Origin of the sequence: Paenibacillus sp. RC21, from assembly GCF_044907935.1 — a bacterium.
GTDB classification, from domain to species: domain Bacteria; phylum Bacillota; class Bacilli; order Paenibacillales; family Paenibacillaceae; genus Paenibacillus; species Paenibacillus terrae_A.
This window is the reverse complement of the sequence record NZ_JBIYCS010000003.1, coordinates 501,822-520,196: the sequence shown is the minus strand read 5'-3', so window position 1 is coordinate 520,196 and position 18,375 is coordinate 501,822. Positions and strand designations below refer to the sequence as shown.

At 48.4% G+C, this 18,375-nt stretch carries 14 protein-coding genes and 1 pseudogene; 3 read left to right on the top strand and 12 right to left on the bottom strand.

Annotated features, from left to right (window positions below):
• Positions 1-192 precede the first annotated feature (192 nt).
• The 12 genes and pseudogenes from ABIA61_RS12120 to iolA form a co-directional block, all read right to left on the bottom strand.
• Positions 193-1,515: an outer membrane lipoprotein-sorting protein gene (locus ABIA61_RS12120; RefSeq protein ID WP_404580789.1), complete on the bottom strand. Its 1,323-nt coding sequence runs from the start codon at positions 1,513-1,515 to the stop codon at positions 193-195.
• A 116-nt stretch (positions 1,516-1,631) separates the two neighbouring features.
• A pseudogene (locus ABIA61_RS12115) lies at positions 1,632-1,938 on the bottom strand (hypothetical protein).
• A 244-nt stretch (positions 1,939-2,182) separates the two neighbouring features.
• The gene (gene fba / locus ABIA61_RS12110) at positions 2,183-3,055 is read right to left on the bottom strand and encodes a class II fructose-1,6-bisphosphate aldolase (protein WP_349361956.1); all 873 of its coding nucleotides are present in this window, start codon (positions 3,053-3,055) and stop codon (positions 2,183-2,185) included.
• Between the two features lie 53 nt (positions 3,056-3,108).
• Positions 3,109-3,960, bottom strand: coding sequence for a 2-keto-myo-inositol isomerase (gene iolI, locus ABIA61_RS12105; RefSeq protein WP_283655058.1), 852 nt, complete (start codon positions 3,958-3,960; stop codon positions 3,109-3,111).
• Between the two features lie 105 nt (positions 3,961-4,065).
• Entirely contained in the window at positions 4,066-4,941 is an 876-nt protein-coding gene (locus ABIA61_RS12100; protein WP_192510392.1) for a sugar phosphate isomerase/epimerase family protein, read from the bottom strand.
• A 137-nt stretch (positions 4,942-5,078) separates the two neighbouring features.
• A complete protein-coding gene (gene iolG / locus ABIA61_RS12095; RefSeq protein ID WP_283655057.1) occupies positions 5,079-6,107 on the bottom strand; it encodes a bifunctional inositol 2-dehydrogenase/D-chiro-inositol 1-dehydrogenase in 1,029 nt (342 codons plus the stop codon).
• Between the two features lie 32 nt (positions 6,108-6,139).
• Positions 6,140-7,567, bottom strand: coding sequence for a sugar porter family MFS transporter (locus ABIA61_RS12090; RefSeq protein ID WP_283655056.1), 1,428 nt, complete (start codon positions 7,565-7,567; stop codon positions 6,140-6,142).
• 5 nt (positions 7,568-7,572) lie between these two features.
• A complete protein-coding gene (gene iolE, locus ABIA61_RS12085; protein ID WP_283655055.1) occupies positions 7,573-8,478 on the bottom strand; it encodes a myo-inosose-2 dehydratase in 906 nt (301 codons plus the stop codon).
• A 17-nt stretch (positions 8,479-8,495) separates the two neighbouring features.
• Positions 8,496-10,406, bottom strand: coding sequence for a 3D-(3,5/4)-trihydroxycyclohexane-1,2-dione acylhydrolase (decyclizing) (gene iolD, locus ABIA61_RS12080; RefSeq protein WP_404580788.1), 1,911 nt, complete (start codon positions 10,404-10,406; stop codon positions 8,496-8,498).
• Between the two features lie 14 nt (positions 10,407-10,420).
• Positions 10,421-11,437, bottom strand: a complete 1,017-nt coding sequence (gene iolC, locus ABIA61_RS12075) for a 5-dehydro-2-deoxygluconokinase (protein WP_404580787.1) — start codon at positions 11,435-11,437, stop codon at positions 10,421-10,423.
• Between the two features lie 22 nt (positions 11,438-11,459).
• Positions 11,460-12,296 carry a 5-deoxy-glucuronate isomerase gene (iolB, locus tag ABIA61_RS12070; protein WP_404580786.1) on the bottom strand — a complete coding sequence of 279 codons (837 nt, stop codon included), beginning with the start codon at positions 12,294-12,296 and terminating at the stop codon, positions 11,460-11,462.
• Positions 12,297-12,311: 15 nt separating this feature from the next.
• Positions 12,312-13,775, bottom strand: coding sequence for a methylmalonate-semialdehyde dehydrogenase (gene iolA, locus ABIA61_RS12065; protein ID WP_283655051.1), 1,464 nt, complete (start codon positions 13,773-13,775; stop codon positions 12,312-12,314).
• 373 nt (positions 13,776-14,148) lie between these two features.
• Between iolA and ABIA61_RS12060 the strand changes: the two genes are divergently transcribed.
• The 3 genes from ABIA61_RS12060 to ABIA61_RS12050 all read left to right on the top strand — a co-directional run bounded on the left by ABIA61_RS12060 (position 14,149) and on the right by ABIA61_RS12050 (position 18,363).
• Positions 14,149-14,910: a DeoR/GlpR family DNA-binding transcription regulator gene (locus ABIA61_RS12060; protein ID WP_192510385.1), complete on the top strand. Its 762-nt coding sequence runs from the start codon at positions 14,149-14,151 to the stop codon at positions 14,908-14,910.
• A gap of 586 nt (positions 14,911-15,496) precedes the next feature.
• Positions 15,497-16,492 carry an ABC transporter substrate-binding protein gene (locus tag ABIA61_RS12055; protein ID WP_404580785.1) on the top strand — a complete coding sequence of 332 codons (996 nt, stop codon included), beginning with the start codon at positions 15,497-15,499 and terminating at the stop codon, positions 16,490-16,492.
• A 113-nt stretch (positions 16,493-16,605) separates the two neighbouring features.
• Entirely contained in the window at positions 16,606-18,363 is a 1,758-nt protein-coding gene (locus ABIA61_RS12050) for an ABC transporter substrate-binding protein (RefSeq protein WP_404580784.1), read from the top strand.
• Positions 18,364-18,375 lie beyond the last annotated feature (12 nt).

The window sequence follows — 18,375 nt, the reverse complement described above, 5'->3', positions numbered from 1 at the left end:
ACTTCCAAAGGTTAATGGTAATGTTCAGAAACGTGGCTGTCAATGGCAGATGGCGTTTGCCAGCATCCTCCATAAAGAACATGACTCCCAAGCGAGCGGTGCACACCTCTAGACCTCGAATGAACAAAAGACGGATACGGGCGGAAGCAGAGTAAAATACACTCTAAACCGTCTGCATCCGTTTATAAAGTTTTATTTACCCGATTGATCCTGTATAGAAGCGGCAATTTGTATCATTTCGCTCACGGGCAGGTCAGCACTGGTAATACGGAACTCTATGCCGTCATTCATCCAGGTCATCGTCTGCTGCTCACTACCCGTCAGAACAGCAAAGCTTCCTCCAATATCGACCAGTTCACCCGCAGCCAGCGAAACGGCCCGATCTTTCGGACGCGCCTCCACTATCGTATAGTTATACGTCCCACTATACCGTAGCATCACCGCATGTGTACCATTGTCCTCCAGCTCCGGCGTATCCTTAATCTGTACCCCGGCCGGCGTATAGGACGGTTCAATCAAGCCGAACTCACCCATCACAGCTTCAGCAGCATCCGTGCCTGCCGATGTCCCTGTTGCTGCATCAGATGCACCCGGGGTTTGCTGCTGCGTCTCTGTGTTGCCCGCTGTATCCGGCTTGGCCTCCGTATCCGTGCTGCCCGTCGCGTCCGCGCTATCCGGTTTTGACGTATCGCCTGTGGCAGCTCCATCCATCGACGCTTCTCCTGACGGCTGCTGTGCCTTCTCTCCTGCTGTTCCCTGCACTTGTCCTTGCTCGCCCGAGATTACGCCAGTCGTGCCATCAATCGTACCTGTAGGATCTAGTTGCCCGCTGGAATCCACTGCTCCGGCCGAAGGCGTCCCTTCATTTCCCTTACCTGTTTTTCCAGAAGCCATATTGCGCTCCATATCAAAAGAGTCCTTGTCGAACTTCGTATCAAACGCAAATTGATCGAATTTCAAATCCACAACTACCTTCGCATTCGCATCAGATACCTGTACCTGAGTGGGTGCATAGTTATTTTTGGACAGCCATATTTTTTGCCTTACCAGCGCGTGGCTGTTGTAGTTTGCCGCTACATCGAACACATAGGATTTATCGTCCGAAGCCAGCTGACGTGAAGCATCGCCGATAATACTGCGAACCAGCGTTTCATACAAATATACCTGGCCCTGGTTGTTCGGCCAATCGCTTTTAAAGCGGAAGCTCTTATTCAGACTGGGCGTCAATACGAATACACCCTCATCATTTCGCAACACGATCTGAGTAACATCCTTTTTCTCATTCGTCATGGCAATTCGGTAATAGGAAGGCTTGCGGTAGGAAATGTCCACCTTGTACTCCTGCGGCGTGTCGCCGGTATGCAGCGTCATCAAAGCTGTACCGTGGTAGCTGTTCAGGTCACTCACCACGTCACTCAAATCCTTAACCACATCATCCGCGCTCTTCTTGCCGCACCCGGCCAGCAGCAGCGTTACACACATGACCATGGCAAGCATCCATGAAATCCGGCGCATATCATCAACCCCTTCAGCACATGTTTTAAATGAATTAGTACATGTCTATGAAGGACTTGTTCGATTTATGCAGACTGGCATGACAAGCTTGAGAGCTTGGATGGCGATTTGTATTGCTACAAAAGCTTTTGAACACTAATGATAAATTCATACCAAAAATACATCGAAAAACCGATTAAAACAACTCCGGCACTGATCGTGACCCACTTAATTGCCGTTCGATTCATCGCTTTTCGAGTAGTTGCTACGATAGTCATTAAGCCTAAATCATGAATCAGAATACCAGATTTCCAGGTGAAATAGCTACGAGCAACCCATTTTTGTATGAAGAGAACAACGTTTAGTAATAAAATTAACTTTCATTCCTCCAAGGCCCACAATCCATCCATGCATAAACCCGTTCTTTAGCCCTTGTTTCGTCATCTCAACCGTAATCGTACCCACAGGCAGTGCTATAGAAAAGCCCAGTAAAACATATGTAAAAAGCAATCCCGTTACAAAACCTCTTTCATTAATAATGTATAAAAATACATTGTATACTATGGAAAATAAAAATCGATACATTTTGCCTACTTTTTGCGCACGAAAAAAAGCCGTTCCCTACACGGTAAAATCCGCACAGGAAGCAGCTTTGAAATTACTTTGAAGGCTGTGTTCTCTAATCGCATTACACGGTAAAACGCGCATCTGCCTTATGACTCGTGCCAAACTCTTGCATCTTCCCTTTGACCACAGCAGTAATCGCTGCCGTACCCGGTGTGAGAATTGTTTTCGGATCATAGACATGGGAATCACTCGTTAATACGTTACGAACGGCCTTAGCCCAAGCCTGAATGCATTCGGTATTGACGTTGATTTTGGCGTGGCCCAATTCAATCGCCTTGGTAATCTGATGCTCAGGGATGCCGGAACCACCATGCAGTACAAGCGGGATGCCCGTCAATTCCGAAATATGCTTCATTTCAGCAAAGCCCAGCTTGGGCTCTCCCTGATACGGCCCGTGAACCGAGCCAAGGGCGGGCGCCAATGCGTCAATTCCCGTTTCCTGCACCATGCGTGAGCATTCCTGTGCATCCGCGTACCGGATTCCGCCCACCAGCCCGTCTTCCATCCCTCCGACCGTACCGACCTCTGCTTCCACAGAGACCTTATAAGGACGCGCATAATCTACGACTTGTCGGGTCATCGCTATATTGACATCAATCGGATCATGAGAACCGTCAATCATCACCGAGCTGAACCCGGCATCAATCGCTCGCTTGCAGTTCTCTACCGTCCTGCCATGATCCAAATGAAGCGCCACCGGAACGGTAATCGACATTTCCTCCATTAAGGCGCTGACCATCACTGCAATCGTCCGATAGCCTCCCAAATATTCTACCAGCCTGTCGGAAGCAGCCACAATGACGGGGGCATGCTCTTCCTCGGCTGCCTGTAAAATCGCTTTAGCCCATTGTAAACCGTTTAAATTGTACTGTCCCACCGCATATTTCTCGTCTTTGGCTTTGAGCAGCATCTCTTTCATGGACACGAATGGCAACGGCATAGTGGCCCTCCTTTCCGGGTATCTCTATTTCCAGATCATCTGACCGATTATCTGACTTCCTGCCGAATCTCATAAACGCCGGACACCGCCTGAATGGTTGTCTCTTTGGCCGTCCGGATGGCTTCCTCGGCATCCAGCTCATAATATTCCGGCCGGAACAGCTCCACCGATACAACGTCCGAGAAGCCAATTCCTTTTAAAGTGGACAAAATGCTCTCCAAATCAATGGCGCCAAGTCCCGGCCATACCCGGTCCTCATCGGTCAGAAAACCAATTGGGAAATCCTCGGTGTCGTCAATGTGCAAAATAAATATTTTCGAGCCGTCCGCCTTTTGCAAATCCTCCAAACGTGAACCCATCGCATGGAAATGGAAACAATCCAGCACCAACCCAACATTAGCCCGATCCACCGCCTCGACAATATCGTAAGCCTGACCAAATGTATTAACTGTACATTGCGGATGCCCCACAAACTCGACCGCTATACGGATGCCGTAAGGCTCAGCTAAATCCGACAGCTCTTTCAAAACAGACACAGCGCTTTGACGAATATCCTCTTTGCGTATTTTTTCTTCTGTCACCAGCGGAACGGCTACGATGTATTGAATCCCCAGTTTTTGGCCTGTAACGAGCATTTCTTTAAATTCACGAATGATTTCCTGATATCCGGCTTCGTCACGATTGTTGAAAAAGACTAACGCGTTGAACGCCAACGGCTTAATATGATGAGTGTTGAAATACGCTACCAAATCGTCAATCGTATGATCCTGCAAGTATTCCGGTAATTTATCCATCGTGCGAATTTCAATGTAGTCGTAGCCGTGCTGTTCACAAAGCTCCAAATCCTTCACCAGATTGGAATTTTGCAGGGTCGTCGCCTGATTAAAACATAGCTTCATCGTCTGCACCTCTCTCCTGTTATGAGGAAACACCGTAGTCCCAGTTCGAACGGGTCTGCCCAAGGCGTTTCGTAAAATATCTTCAAGTTCCGGTTATTGCCTTGATCATTTCGTCGGTGACGCAAGTCCCAAACCATCTTTGATTTTGTTCAGCATAAAGGTGCTGGATTCATCTGCCTTTTCCATCCAGGCAAATACGGAGTTGGTGGCAATTCCGTCGAATTTCATCTCTTTTAACTTACGGAAGATGGTGTCAAAATCCACTTCTCCCTCGCCAATGTTCAAATGCTGATGGACCGTCGCTTCGACGCCGGGAGGGTTGACGATATAACGCAGGCCGTCAGCAGCTTTGTGGTTAAATGTATCTGCAAACAGTACATGCGTCAGGCGGTCGCCTGCATAGTCGAACATGGGCGCAATATCGCCAATCCCATCATCATAGAAAAAGGTATGCGCCGTGGAATACACCAGGTTAATCCAAGGTTTGTCGAGCGCCCGAATCATATCCACTGCGCCCTGATTGGTTTCGATAAAATCATACGGATGCGCTTGCAGATTCAATTTCACGCCTTCCCTCTCAAAAACCGGAAGCAGCTCATCCATGGATTTGATAAACTTTTCCTCGCAAATATCCGCGTTAAACTTGGAGCCGTTAAATTCGCTGTTCATCAGGTCCACATCCAGCTCCACCGCGATTTCAATGGCACGCTTCCAGTTCCGCACGGCAGCCTCGCGGCGATCTTCGTCTGGTCCGGCCCAATAATATAGCGGCAGCAACGATGAAATTTTCACTCCTGCGTCGTTTAGCCACTTTTTCAGATTTTTAATCTGAGCCTTATCGACCTTGGGATATTTGTAAAATGGACAGAAGTCCTCACGAGGTGACAATTCAATGTAGTCATAGCCCAATTGCGCCGTTTTATCTACCATTTCTTTCAACGGGATATTTTTGTACAGGGTTGGGTCCAACGCTAATTTCATATTTCATTCCTCCATTTTTTGTGATGATTTTTTAGCCTTACATCAAAAGCTGTACCAGACAAGCATATGAGCATCTAAGGCGCTACGGGGTCGGATGAAGTCCCTCACAAATTTTTGTTATAAGTCTTTTGTTGTGATTATTGATGAACGACATTTTGGTAGAAGGCTGGCTTATCTCCGATTGTAACCGCTTCCTTAACTCCGCTTGCTTGTGCCTTCACACACGCATCGGCTGTCACTGCGGCAATGTAGCCGTCCCATGAGGTTGGGCCTTTCGGTTCGCCTGTTGCCTTGATCGAATCAATGAAATCCTGCAACTCCCGGTCATAGGCATCTATAAAGCGTTGCTTCCAATCCATCAGCAAATCCACGCCCAGTTGAGCTTCCTTGCGGTACACAATGCCCGGCACCTCTGGCAGCTTCGCTACACCCTCTTCACCAATAATCTCGCATTGGATGTCATAGCCGTATTTGCAATTCACGAACACCTCGGCTTGAATAGCGATCCCGCCTTTGGTTTCCAGCATAATAATTTGAGGGTCCTTCAAATGGCTTGATGCATGGCGCGTTTTCTTAGGATATACGACCTGTACGGAGGTATAATCATCATCGACGAGCCAGTGCAGCACATCTATTTCGTGAATCAGCGTATCGGTAATCGCCATGTCAGTCGTGTAGTTATCGTCTACTTCCGGATTCCGGTGTGCGGCGCGGATCATGAGCGGCTCTCCGATAAAACGATTGTCAATCGCTTGCTTCAATTGCTCGTAGCCCCGGTCATATCGGCGCATAAAGCCCACTTGAACCAGTCGCTTGCCATGCTTGATCTCTGCTTCCACGATGCTTTTGCAGCCTTCGGCTGTCGTAGCCAGGGGCTTTTCACAAAAAACGTATTTTCCTGCCGCAATCCCCGCCAGCACGCTCGCCTCATGTGCAGGTCCCCAGCTCGTAATAATGATCGCATCTACATCGGATGCAGCAACCAGTGATTTATCATCCGGGTACACGACGGCATCCAGCTTGAATTGCTCAACCGCACTTTTGGCAGCTTCCGGGTTCACGTCTGTGACTGCTACAATTTTACCGCCGGACAGGTTGTTGGTAATTCGTCTGATATGCTCGCGTCCGATGGCTCCCGTTCCAATAACTCCAATATTTAATGTCATGTTGTTGCTCCTCCTCTAATTCATCTGTACGATTATTTCATTTGCACGATCTCTTCAAGATGCTTGCCAGCAACGGGCTGTTTGCCGTGATTACGGAAATTATGCTCGACTTGCTCCAATGTAAGCCCTTTCGTTTCTGGCAGGAATTTTTTGACGAACAGGATTGCGAGAATGCCAAGTACGACGAAAATGTAAAATGTTGTGGACAATCCCAAGCCCCCGAGCAAAACCGGGAACAACAAGCCAATAATAAAGTTCACAATCCAAAGGAAGAAAACGGTTAGTCCCATACCAAAGCCACGCAAACGAAGCGGGAATATTTCCGACAGCATCAGCCAGGTAACCGGAGAAATGGCTCCCTGTTGGAAAGCAAGGAACGTGACGGTCAATGCCAATACTACATAAGGCAGGGCAGGTGATCCTGCTAACGTGCTGGAGAAAATGGAAATGAGCAGCAGCGCCGAGGTGGTCCCGATCAGCCCCGTCATGAGCATTGGACGACGGCCCACTTTGCCAAGTAGCCATATCCCTACAAAGGTCGCCAGTACGGAAATCGCACCGTTAGCAATGTTGCCTATCAGAGCGGCCTGGGTTGCAAACCCCGCATTTTTTAATATTTCGGTGCCGTAATACATGATGGAGTTCACGCCTGTAATCTGCTGAACCACCGCGATACCAATACCGATAAGCAAAATACGACGTACCCAGGGAACCGCCAAATCCTTAAAACCTGCTTTTTGGATATCAGACTCTTCTGCCAGATTGGTTTTGATTTCTACCAATTCGCTGGATGCCTGCTGTTCATTACGAATTGTTTTCAATACGTCCAGAGCCTGATCATTTCTGGCCTTAGATACAAGCCAGCGTGGACTTTCTGGTACACGCAGCATACCGAAGAACAGGAATAAGGCGGGTAGCGCTGCAATGATGAGCATATAACGCCATACATGTGGATGCTCGCCCATCGTTGTACCGAGAATAGCATTGAAAATAAAAGCAAGCAGCTGACCACTTACGATCATTAATTCGTTTTGGGTGACGATCCGGCCGCGCCTGTCGGCGGGAGACATTTCCGCCAGATATGAAGGCACGGTTACGGATGCGCCACCAACAGCTAACCCGAGCATAAAGCGGCATATAATCATCACCGTGATGTTCGGTGCGAGCGTACAGCCAAGCGTGGAGATAAAGAACAGGATAGCGAGGTACAGTATATTTTTTCTGCGACCGTTGTAATCGGATAATCTGCCGCCGAACACTGCACCAAACGCAGCGCCGAACAGCAGCGCACTGGCAACTAAACCTTGTGTAAGCGCTGTAAGATTAAGCTGATCTTTGGCTGACATGTAAGGAAGCGCACCGTTAATAACTCCAGTGTCATATCCGAACAGCAGGCCACCCAAGGTAGAAATGATGACGATCTTGCGCAAAAATGTATTTTGAACTGCCCCGTTACTCAATTCGTTCACCTCTCCTCTGTCTTCCCTAAAGTGTGAGCAAGTAAAGCTTCATTAATATACTTGCGAGCGATCAGCGCGTACTCCAGAGGGTGCGCAACCGCCGGGTCCTGTTCCGCTTCGACAACAATCCAGCCGCTATACTGATGCTTCAAGAGCACTTCGTACACTTTGCTGAAATCGATGCATCCATCGCCAGGGACCGTAAACATGCCCATCAGGAAGGAATCACGGAAAGATTTTTTCTCTTTTTTACAGCTATCCAGCACTTTCTTGCGTGCATCCTTGAAATGCACATGCTGAATGCGGTCCATATGCCGATGCAGCAGCGTCAGGTAGTCTCCATCTGACACATAAATATGGCCTGTATCATAGAGCAAATGTACATACTTCGGGTCGGTATTTGCCATGAGACGATCTACTTCTTCCAGCGTCTGCACACCTGTTCCCATATGATGATGAAATACCAGCTTTAACTGATATTGCTCTGCAATCCTGCCCAGCTCATTCAGCCCTTGGCACAACTGGCTCCATTCTTCATCTGTAAAATAAGGCTTGTCGGAAAAAACGCATCGGCCTGTGCCTTGTATGCTGTATGTTTGCTCGGAAACAACTGCCACACTGGCATGCACCTGCTGCAAATAAGCACAATGCTTGTGGAAAGCCGCCGCTGCTTCCTCGATACCGTCACGAATGATGTAGCTGCTGAACCACTGTCCGGCAATTTTCAGATTGCGTAGCTGTAATTCTTTATTCAGGATTTGGGGTTCAGGGAAAAAGCCGCCTACCTCTGTTCCGTCAAATCCAGCAACGACAATGTCACTAAGTAGATGCTGAAGCGTGTTGTCTGCCCCGATTTCCGGTATATCATCGTTTCGCCAGCCAATCGGGGCAATCCCCCACAAAATAGACATGAGCCAGACCTTCCTTCCTAGTATTGTTTGGCGTTTTCCAGCTTTTTCTCTTTGGCCTCATACGCCTGTTGTACGTTGTCTGAATCAGATACTTCGGCTACACCGACATGCCACCAGCTATCATAGCCATCCGTCATTGTCTTCGGCAGCACCTTCAGTTCAATGAGTGTGGAAACCGTCTGGTTTTTCGCGTCTTCGAGCGCTGCTTTTAATTCCTCTACCGTATTGGCACGGTAAGTCTTCGCTCCATAGCCTTCGGCTACTTTGGCATAATCTATATTGAGAATCTGATTGTCATGTGTACGGAATTCACAATAGTAGCTGCCGCTGCCATGCTCCATCTGCAAATTGTTAATACAGCCATAGCCCGAATTGTCGAATAGCACAATGTTGATTTTCTGATTGTATTGAATCGAAGTAATCAGTTCGGAATGCAGCAGCAGGAAGCTGCCATCACCTACGATGGAGTATACTTCCTTATCCGGTTCCGCCAATTTCAGTCCCAACGTGCCGGATACCTCATACCCCATGCAGGAGTAACCATATTCGAGATGATAGGTGTTCGGGACGGCAGGATTCCATACGCGCTGCAAATCCCCCGGCAAAGATCCGGCTGAGCTAATGATGATACTGTCTGGCGCAATCGTATCGTTAACTGCGATCAAAGCCGTCGTTTGCGGCAATTCGGTCTGGAGAGCGTCCGCATATTCATTCAGCACTTCCTGTGTAAACTGGTTTTTCACCTCTGGTGTAAAGCCTTCTCGACTAAAGGTCACTTGGCTTAGACGGTCACGTTCGGCTAACCAATCCTTCTTCAACCGTGAAATGGTGTCTCCCCACGTGCTTGTGTAGCCTTCCAACCGGGAGCCAAGCTGTTCCAGCGTTGTTTTGGCATCTGCGACAACCTGAAATGCATCCAGTTTGTACGCTTGCATACGACTGACATTGATATTCAGGAACCGGGTCGTATCCCACTCAAAAGCCGTTTTCGAGGATGTGGCAAAATCGGTGTATCTTGTGCCAATCCCGATGATCAGATCCGCCTGTCGCACCGCCGCATTTGCTGCTGCCGTTCCGGTGATACCCACGCCGCCCAGGTTGTTTGCAAACGTGCTTTCCACCGTCGATTTCCCGGCCTGTGTTTCGACCAGCGGAATCTGGTATTGCTCGGACAGCGCGATCAAAGCTTCGCGTGCCTCAGAGTATTTAGCACCGCCGCCGACCAGAATCACGGGCTTGCGGCTCGCCTTTAAAATATCTGCCGCACCCTGTAATTCCCGTTCGGACGGCAGCTTGCGGTCGATATAATGAATGCGCTTACTAAAAAACGATTCTTCGTAATCGAATGCTTCGCCCTCCACATCCTGAGAAATACAGATCGTTGCTGGTCCTGCCGTGGCCGGATTCGTCATCGTTTCGAACGCCCGAATCAGGCTGGACATAAGCTGCTCGGGGCGGGTGATGCGATCCCAATAGCGGGACACGGGCCGCAGCGCGTCATTGGTCGTGATGGCTGCGCTGTGCTCCTGCTCCACCTGCTGTAGCACCGGATCAGGCTGGCGTGTAGCAAAGGTATCCCCCGGCAGCAGCAGCACAGGGATGTTATTCGCCAGCGCTGTACCTGCGGCAGCCACCAAATTAGCTGCGCCCGGTCCGACGGATGTCGTGACTGCGTATATTTTTTGCCGCAGTAGCTGTTTGCTGTATGCAATAGCTGCGTGGGCCATGCCCTGCTCATTTTTCCCCTGAATAATCTTCAAGTGACCTGATTCCTGCTCCAGCGCCTGTCCGATGCCCAGTACGTTTCCGTGTCCAAAAATGTTAAATATACCTTCTACAAATGGAAACTCTCGGCCATCGATATGCACGTATTGCTGATTCAAAAAGCGTATTAACGCTTGTGCGGTCGTCAAACGAATTGTTCGCATCGTCTGCTCTCCTCCTATCTGTACTGTTTGGCTTCATTCTCCGCGATCAGTTGCTCGATCTCTGTGGCTGTCGGCATGGCATCGGAAGAACTGTGCTTGCTCACCACAATAGAAGCCGAGGCGCTGCCGAATCTAAGAGCCGTTTCAATATCCTTGCCCCGCAAGAGTGCATACAGGAACGCGGAGGCATAGGAATCGCCTGCACCAAATGTTTTTAAAACCTTCGTCTTATAGGCTCGGCCGCTGAACGTTTCTCCTGTGTTGGTATAAGCGTAGGAGCCTTTGACCCCATGCTTGATCACGATTAACTCCGGTGAATGCTGAAACAGATAGCGAATCGTCTGCTCATTGGCTTGCTCTCCCTGCTCATCGTCAGCCGTTTGATTTTCCAAAGCATCATATTCGTCACGAGTGCCTATAACTACATCTGACTGCTCGGCAACCAGTGCGTAGTACACTGCCGTTTCCTCCGGTGTGGCCCACGAATACGGACGGTAATCCAGCTCAAACACCACTTTAACGTCATTTTTCCGTGCCAGACTTACCGCTTTCAGCACCGCCTCGCGGGAGGGACTTTTGGACAAAGCTGTCCCTGACACGAGCAACAGCTTGGCTTTGCGGATATATTCCTCATCCACCTCGGACGGGGCCAGGTACAAGTCCGCCACATCCTGACGGTACATCAGAATACTGCATTCATCCGGACTTTTAATTTCGGTAAAAGCCAGCCCGGTCTTGTGCCCTTCCTGATCCACCACGATATTGGAGGTATCAATGCCTGTGTTGCGCATGTATTTTTCAATAAAACGTCCATGCTGGTCGTCAGCAATTTTGCCAATAAATCCGGCCTTCAAGCCCAACCTGGAACCCCCAATCGCGATATTCGCCGGGGAACCCCCTACATATTTGGTAAACGTCATCGTCTCTTCCATCGGGCGGTTATATTCCGTTGCGTTCAGATCAATACAAGCTCGACCGATGGCAATCAGATCATATTCTCTCTCGGTGGGACTGTTGAATTCATATTTCACGGGCTGTTTCTCTCCTCTCCGGTTAACGCTTCAATATCCATTCATGCGCAGGATCATTATGAAACTTCCAAATACGTGTCGGTCCAGCCATGACATTCAAATAATAGGACGTATAACCGTCCGGCACACCCACCGGATGATATCCCTTCGGTACAATGACCACATCGCCGTTCTCCACGGTCATCGTCTCATCCAGCAAACGGTCATCGGTATAGACACGCTGAAACACAAAGCCCTGCGGCGGGTTGATTTCATGATAATAGGTTTCTTCCAGCAATGATTCATCTGGCAGACGATCCCGGTCATGCTTATGCGGAGGATAGCTGGACCAGTTTCCGCTATCCGTGAACACTTCAACCACTAACAGACTGTTCACACCCGGATCGGAATCCGGTAAAATGTTATGCACCGTGCGTTGATTATGATACTGCCCCCGATGCTCCACCTGATTATCTGCAGCCCGAATGAGCCGGGTCGGTAGCTGCTTGGTCGAAGGAGAGTAGCATAACGCAATCCGGGCTGGCGTGACCGCCTCCACCTGAAAAGCACTATCATTGGATACATACACACTATCGGTCGGTATTTTCTCAAACACGCTCGTTCGCGTGCCTATATTCTCATAAGTTTCTCCCTGCGCGGTAACATGAATGCGGCCTGTGACCGCCACAATACAGCATTCCATTTTGCCCAGTTCCTCGGCGTACACTTCACCCGGAGCCAAATCCACGATTTTAAAACCGATATAGGATAATGGCGAATTACTCGCTGTTACATCATGGACGAGGGTCCCCGTTTTCGTAGTTGGTGTAGTTGTTGGAGCTTCGTTATTCGTGCCTGGTTTTCGCAGCAATTTGCTCATCTCTCTACTCCCCCCTCACTCAAAAACAGGCTTGGGATACCGCGCTGTCACAACCTTTTTGCGGGTATAAAATTCTACCCCATCCTTACCGTTGGCAGGTAGTGTTCCGAAGAATGAGGATTTCCATCCCGAGAAAGGGAAGAAAGCCATCGGTGCGGGTACACCCAGATTTACGCCCAGCATGCCTGCGTCGATATTTTCACGGAAATAACGAATCGCTGACGCATTCGTAGTGAAAATACATGCTCCATTTGCAAATTCAGATTGGTTGGCAATGTCTACCGCTTCCTGGAGATGCTTCACACGGATAATGGACAGCACAGGAGCAAAAATTTCTTCCTTCCAGATCGTCATGTCCGTAGTTACGCCATCAAAAATCGTTGGCCCGATAAAAAAGCCTTCGTCCGACACACGTTCACGCCCATCACACAATAAAGTGGCTCCTTCTTCAATGCCTTTTTCAATGTAGCGAATGGTTCGTTGCTGATTTTCTTCCCGAATGACCGGACCGAGGAACACCCCATCATCCAGCCCATTGCCGATTTTCAGGCTCCCTGCTTTTTCTGTCAGCTTGGCTAGAAGTGCGTCCGCAATTCCTTCCTCCACAGTAACCACGGCGCATGCCATACAGCGCTCACCTGCTGAACCAAAAGCCGAAGCTATAATGTTCGTCACCGTATCGTCCAGATCCGCATCATTCAGCACAATGGTATGGTTTTTCGCTCCCGTAAGAGCCTGAACACGTTTGAGATTTTCACTACCACGCTTGTAGATGTATTCCCCTACCGGCTTGGAGCCGACAAAGGAAATCGCCTTGATCTGCGGATGATCCAAAATACCGTTGACCACATCATGAGCGCCGTACACCACGTTAAATACACCTTTTGGCAGTCCCGCTTCCGTAAACAGCTCCACCAGCTTTTCAGTTAACAGCGGCGTTCTCTCGGAAGGCTTCAAAATAAACGTATTTCCCAGCGCAATCGCCATCGGGAACATCCAGCACGGTACCATCATTGGGAAGTTAAAAGGGGCAATGCCGCCAACCACTCCTATCGGATACCGATAGTTCGCCACTTCCACATCCGTTGCAATTGTCGCCAACGAGTCACCCATCATCAAGGTAGGCGCTCCAGCGGCAAACTCCACATTTTCGATCCCACGTCCAACCTCACCCAACGCTTCGGACAAATTTTTACCGTTCTCAATGGTGATCAGGCGGGCCAGCTCTTCTTTGTGCTGTATGAGCAACTGTTGGTAATTGAACAAAATGCGGGCTCGGCGCGGGACAGGGACCTTCTTCCACTGTTCAAAGGTACGGGCGGCAACCTCTGCCGCGTAATCTGTATCCTCCTGCGTCGAAATCGGCACCAGCGCTACAACCTCTTTCGTAGCTGGATTGTATACTTCCTCATAACGTGTTGTTTTGCTCTCTACCCATTCTCCGTTAATGTAGTTTTTCAGTTTCCGTGCTTCAGACATACATTGTTCCTCCTTGCGGCTATTTGGTTGATGCTGAAGTAAGCTCTTGGTTACATTGGGACAAAATTCATTCACAGGGGTGCTAAACCATGGTGTTCATCCCTCTTTTCATCGTTTGTTTGTTATCTTTTTGTTATGTTTTGGTCATAATCTGATAACATCATAATATTTGAAGCGCTTTCAGTCAATACGTAATTTGAATTTTTTATAAATTTATCTATCCAAATTACGAATATATATCGAAATAAACATAAAACACAAAAAAATGATTAAGTTTTGGTTAAATGTTGTTATAATGAATGTAAGAGAACCTTTTACCGCTGTTCAATTGCAATAATCGCTCTCATTTAACCAAATTAAAAGGTGGATTTACATGTTAAAGACGAAACGCATTAAACAAATTCAGGAATATGTTTTTGAGCACCAGACAGCTTCATTAGATGAATTAGTTAATGTATTTGATGTTTCCAAAAATACGATTCGTCGCGATGTTCAGGAACTCGTGGAACGTGGAGAGCTTAAAAAGGTATATGGAGGTGTGGCGGTTAATCATACGACACTGGAGCCTTTTAACGACCGAATCACACGGCACCAGCAGGAGAAGACACTCATCGCCAAAGCGGCGGCAAGCTATGTGGAAGACGGGGATATTATTTTCATAGATTCGGGAACCACGACGCTGGAAATGATCGAATTTCTCAAAAACAAGCAACTGACGATTATCACTAACAATTTTGATTTTATGATCGACTCTTTCCCGTTTCCGGGTTTGAATGTTATTTCGACAGGCGGTATGCTGGAGCGGAAAACCAAATCTTTTGCCAGTTTCAAAAATATTGAACTCTTAAAATCCTATAACATTAATAAAGCGTTCATGGCTTCTACCGGCATTTCCATTGCCAATGGGGTCACCAATTCCTCTCCCCTGGAGAGCGAGATCAAGCAGGTAGTGGTCGAAAAAAGCTCGGAGGTTTTCTTGCTGGTGGACCACTATAAGTTCGACAAATACGCGCTCATGACCTATTGCAGTCTGGATCAGATTCATTATCTCGTCACAGACACGATGCCAGATAACACGTATCAGGAATATGTGCGGGAGCACGATATTCAGTTGATTATTGCGGATCGGGAGTAGAAGTAGAGCGATCAGACAGGACGTTGCGACAGAACAAAACACACGGATAGAACCGGGACAGCCGGCTTATCCGTGTGTTTGTGTTTTGTACAAAGTTAAATTGAGTGCATTCCAAAAAATCTTTATATAAGCTGCACTGAAAGTAAATAGTTACATTTGGAGCCACTGCGCAGTCGGATGGTGCTTCCCATCACCGTCGCCCCTGGATTTCTTGAATAAAGCTTATATTAGGATCAATAAGATATTTAACCTTTGCTTCTGCATCTGAAATCACAATAGTATATAGCTCGTTCTACAGTAATGTACCTATTTCCTCTTTATTAAATAACTAAATTAGACAAAAGCACATAGGGCTGGCTCAAAAGTAGTTTTAACTACTATAAGCGGCCTCTTTTTTGCGTGAGACAAATTGTAATACAAGGTGCGATACGTGTCAGCTCTATTCATGCATCTTCATTTTGTACAAAATCGAATTCCGTGACCAAGTTTGTCCATTGAGTATTGAAGGTGCATCGCTTATCATTGCTTCTGTGATAATAATTCTCATTTACACAACCCTGAATCCATCAATCATACGGAGGTTACCATGATCAATAAGAAATCCACTCGACAATATACGACTATGCTCGGCCTATTCTCTCTTATCGGAGCATTGCTGTTGGGATGCGGCACCTCGGAGAAACCTGCTGCAAATAGTAACACAACAGCACCCACTGCAGGAACGACGGCATCTACCAAGACTTCAGAAGCGGCTGCAACACGCTCTTACACAGACTATAGGGGACACACGGTAAACATCCCCACGTCTCCCCAACGTATTGCCTATTTCGGAGAAAACTATGGGGATCTGCTGGTTTTGGGCATTCAGGCTGTAGGCACATCCACTTCCATGATTGAGGGCAAGGTGTATGAGAAGCAGGTTCAGAATGTAGCCGATCTGGGATTTCCGATTAATTTGGAAAAAGCATTGACGCTAAAGCCTGACCTGATCATTACAGGCAATACAGACGAAAAGCAGTATGTAGCTCTGAGCAAAATCGCGCCTACGATTGTATTCGACACCTTCGCTCCGCTGAACGAGCGATTGCTGCACCTCGGAGAAATCGTAAACAAGAAAAAAGCTGCCGAGGATTGGCTTGCACAGTACAAAATCAAGGAAACCGAGATGTGGAGCAAGCTGCATGCCAACGGCGTCAAGCCGGGAGAAACAGCTACGGTCTTCACTTACTATCCCGGTGATCGCTTGTTCGTGATGGGAAAGACAGGACTGTCACAGATATTGTACGAAAAGAATGGCCTCAAGCCTACGGCCCCTGTCCAGAAAGTGCTGGATGAAGACCAAGGATTTGTGCAAATTTCACCTGAAGTGATTGGACAATACGCCGGAGATCGGATTTTCATACTCAATACCCCAATTGCTGAAGCCAAGCAATCTACTGAGCAGTTGATGAAAAGCAAGCTCTGGCTCCAGCTTCCTGCCGTAAAGCAGGGACATGTGTACGCTCAGGATATTGGCAAGACCGAAAGTGATGCCACCACTCGGGAATGGTTGCTGGAGGAATTACCCAAGCTGATCAAATAAGAATGGGGAAGCATATCGACACTTGTTGATGTGCTTCTTTTTTGTTCACCCAAAAGGAGGTATACTTATGTATATATGATAACGATTCTCAATAAAAGGAGTGTTACACAGTCATGCAGCCTCAATCGCTCGTCTGTCCTCCCTCACCCAGCTCGTTGCTTTTTCACTTTAAGGGGATTGAGTGGGTTCGGAAGCCTGGTGAAGTGCAGTCCTCCAGCCCTTCAGCATCTGCATTTACATCTTATTCACATGCGGTTCCATATCACTGCCTGCTTATGTTCATCGATGGCACAGGTATGGTGGACATTGGACCGGAACAGTTTCTATTCCATGCGGGTCACGGGTATTGGCTGACTCCCGGTGATTCCTATCGGATCGCTCCCCTGAATGGAACTGTACCCGAATACTACAAGCTCATGTTCGAGGTCATCGTCATGTCATCGGAATCAGGATCAGACACAGCTCTGGTTGAAAATACAAATAGCTCTCCTTCCATATATAGAGGTCCTCTACTGCCGGGGTCACGTGAGCATATCGTTACCTCCTCTTCCAAGTCCATTCGGTTGACCGATGAGCTATTCCATAGCGCCCATCAGCCGATACACCTGCATAATGGCCTTTCTGGATTACGGCAGCAAATTATCTTTCAGGAGCTACTGCTATTGTGGCAGGAATCGCATGTCAATGTGGAGCATAAAGATAATTCTTGCCCGGCTTTGCCAGCATCAGTTGAGGCCACCATTACCTACATGGAGAAACACTACGAAAAGCCGATTACCGTCAAGCAGCTTGCCGAACAAGCGAACGTTTCCATTTGGCAATACTCGCAAATGTTTCGCAAAAGGACAGGCAAAAAGCCGCTGCATTACCTCACTGAGCTACGCTTGAATCATGCCAAGCGGCTGCTGCTGGAATGCAAACGGCCTTTACGTGAAATTGCCCGTCAGGTTGGTTTCTCTGACGAATATTATTTTAACCGCCGCTTTCGGCAAATGACCGGGATTCCCCCGAGACAATACGCGCTTACCGTTCCCTGTTCTGTCCGCGTCAAGGATTGGACGGGTCACCAAATCTATATTCCGCGCCGCCCCTGCCGTATTATTTATCATGGAGAAACGATGGGCGACCTGTTCGCACTGGGGGCCAAAGCCATCGGTGGAAGTTTACGGTTCAGTGAATACAGCGTCTATAAGCATCGTCTAGCGAACGTTGCCGATGTCGGTCTTCCACTCGATACTCGCTTGACCAGTGCTCTCGATCCCGATCTGATTATCATCGCCAATTCGGATGAACAGGAATATGAGCGCATTGCCAGCATTGCGCCCACCGTTACCTTCAACTCCTTTGCCACGCTGGAGGAACGTCTGCGGACGCTCGGCTCCTGGCTTGGCAAGGAGTGCGAAGCCGAACAATGGCTGTCTGCCTTCGCCGACCGCAATCTGAGCATGTGGCAACAGCTTGGCACAGAGATTACAGCCGGAGAAACGGCCTCCGTCTTCATCTTCGATCATGGTAATCGTCTATTTGTGATGGGGATGTCCGGCTTCTCGGCGGCTCTTTACCACCCGCAGGGCTTTCAGCCTGTTGAGCCAATCCAAAAGGTACTCGACGAAGGGCATGGCTTTGCAGAAATCGAGCCACACCAGCTTCCCGACTACGCTGGGGACCGTATTTTCATGCTCATTCCCACTGCACCGGACTCCAAACGTACGCTGGAACGCATGCTGAACAGCGCTCTCTGGCACAACCTGCCCGCTGTGCGTCAAGGCCGGGTGTATTTCGTAGAAGCTGACCGCTGGAACTGGAACGATGCCATGACCCGGCAAAAGCTGCTCATCGCATTGCCCAAGCTGCTCGGTACTTCTTCGTAAAACGCCTAACAT

Excerpts from the sequence above, each read along its gene's own strand:
- ABIA61_RS12120 (WP_404580789.1), bottom strand. The coding sequence starts at position 1,515 with ATGCGCCGGATTTCATGGATGCTTGCCATGGTCATGTGTGTAACGCTG.
- iolI (WP_283655058.1), bottom strand. The coding sequence starts at position 3,960 with ATGAAGCTATGTTTTAATCAGGCGACGACCCTGCAAAATTCCAATCTG.
- ABIA61_RS12100 (WP_192510392.1), bottom strand. The coding sequence starts at position 4,941 with ATGAAATTAGCGTTGGACCCAACCCTGTACAAAAATATCCCGTTGAAA.
- iolG (WP_283655057.1), bottom strand. The coding sequence starts at position 6,107 with ATGACATTAAATATTGGAGTTATTGGAACGGGAGCCATCGGACGCGAG.
- iolE (WP_283655055.1), bottom strand. The coding sequence starts at position 8,478 with ATGTCTATTTTGTGGGGGATTGCCCCGATTGGCTGGCGAAACGATGAT.
- iolD (WP_404580788.1), bottom strand. The coding sequence starts at position 10,406 with ATGCGAACAATTCGTTTGACGACCGCACAAGCGTTAATACGCTTTTTG.
- iolB (WP_404580786.1), bottom strand. The coding sequence starts at position 12,296 with ATGAGCAAATTGCTGCGAAAACCAGGCACGAATAACGAAGCTCCAACA.
- iolA (WP_283655051.1), bottom strand. The coding sequence starts at position 13,775 with ATGTCTGAAGCACGGAAACTGAAAAACTACATTAACGGAGAATGGGTA.
- ABIA61_RS12060 (WP_192510385.1), top strand. The coding sequence starts at position 14,149 with ATGTTAAAGACGAAACGCATTAAACAAATTCAGGAATATGTTTTTGAG.
- ABIA61_RS12055 (WP_404580785.1), top strand. The coding sequence starts at position 15,497 with ATGATCAATAAGAAATCCACTCGACAATATACGACTATGCTCGGCCTA.
- ABIA61_RS12050 (WP_404580784.1), top strand. The coding sequence starts at position 16,606 with ATGCAGCCTCAATCGCTCGTCTGTCCTCCCTCACCCAGCTCGTTGCTT.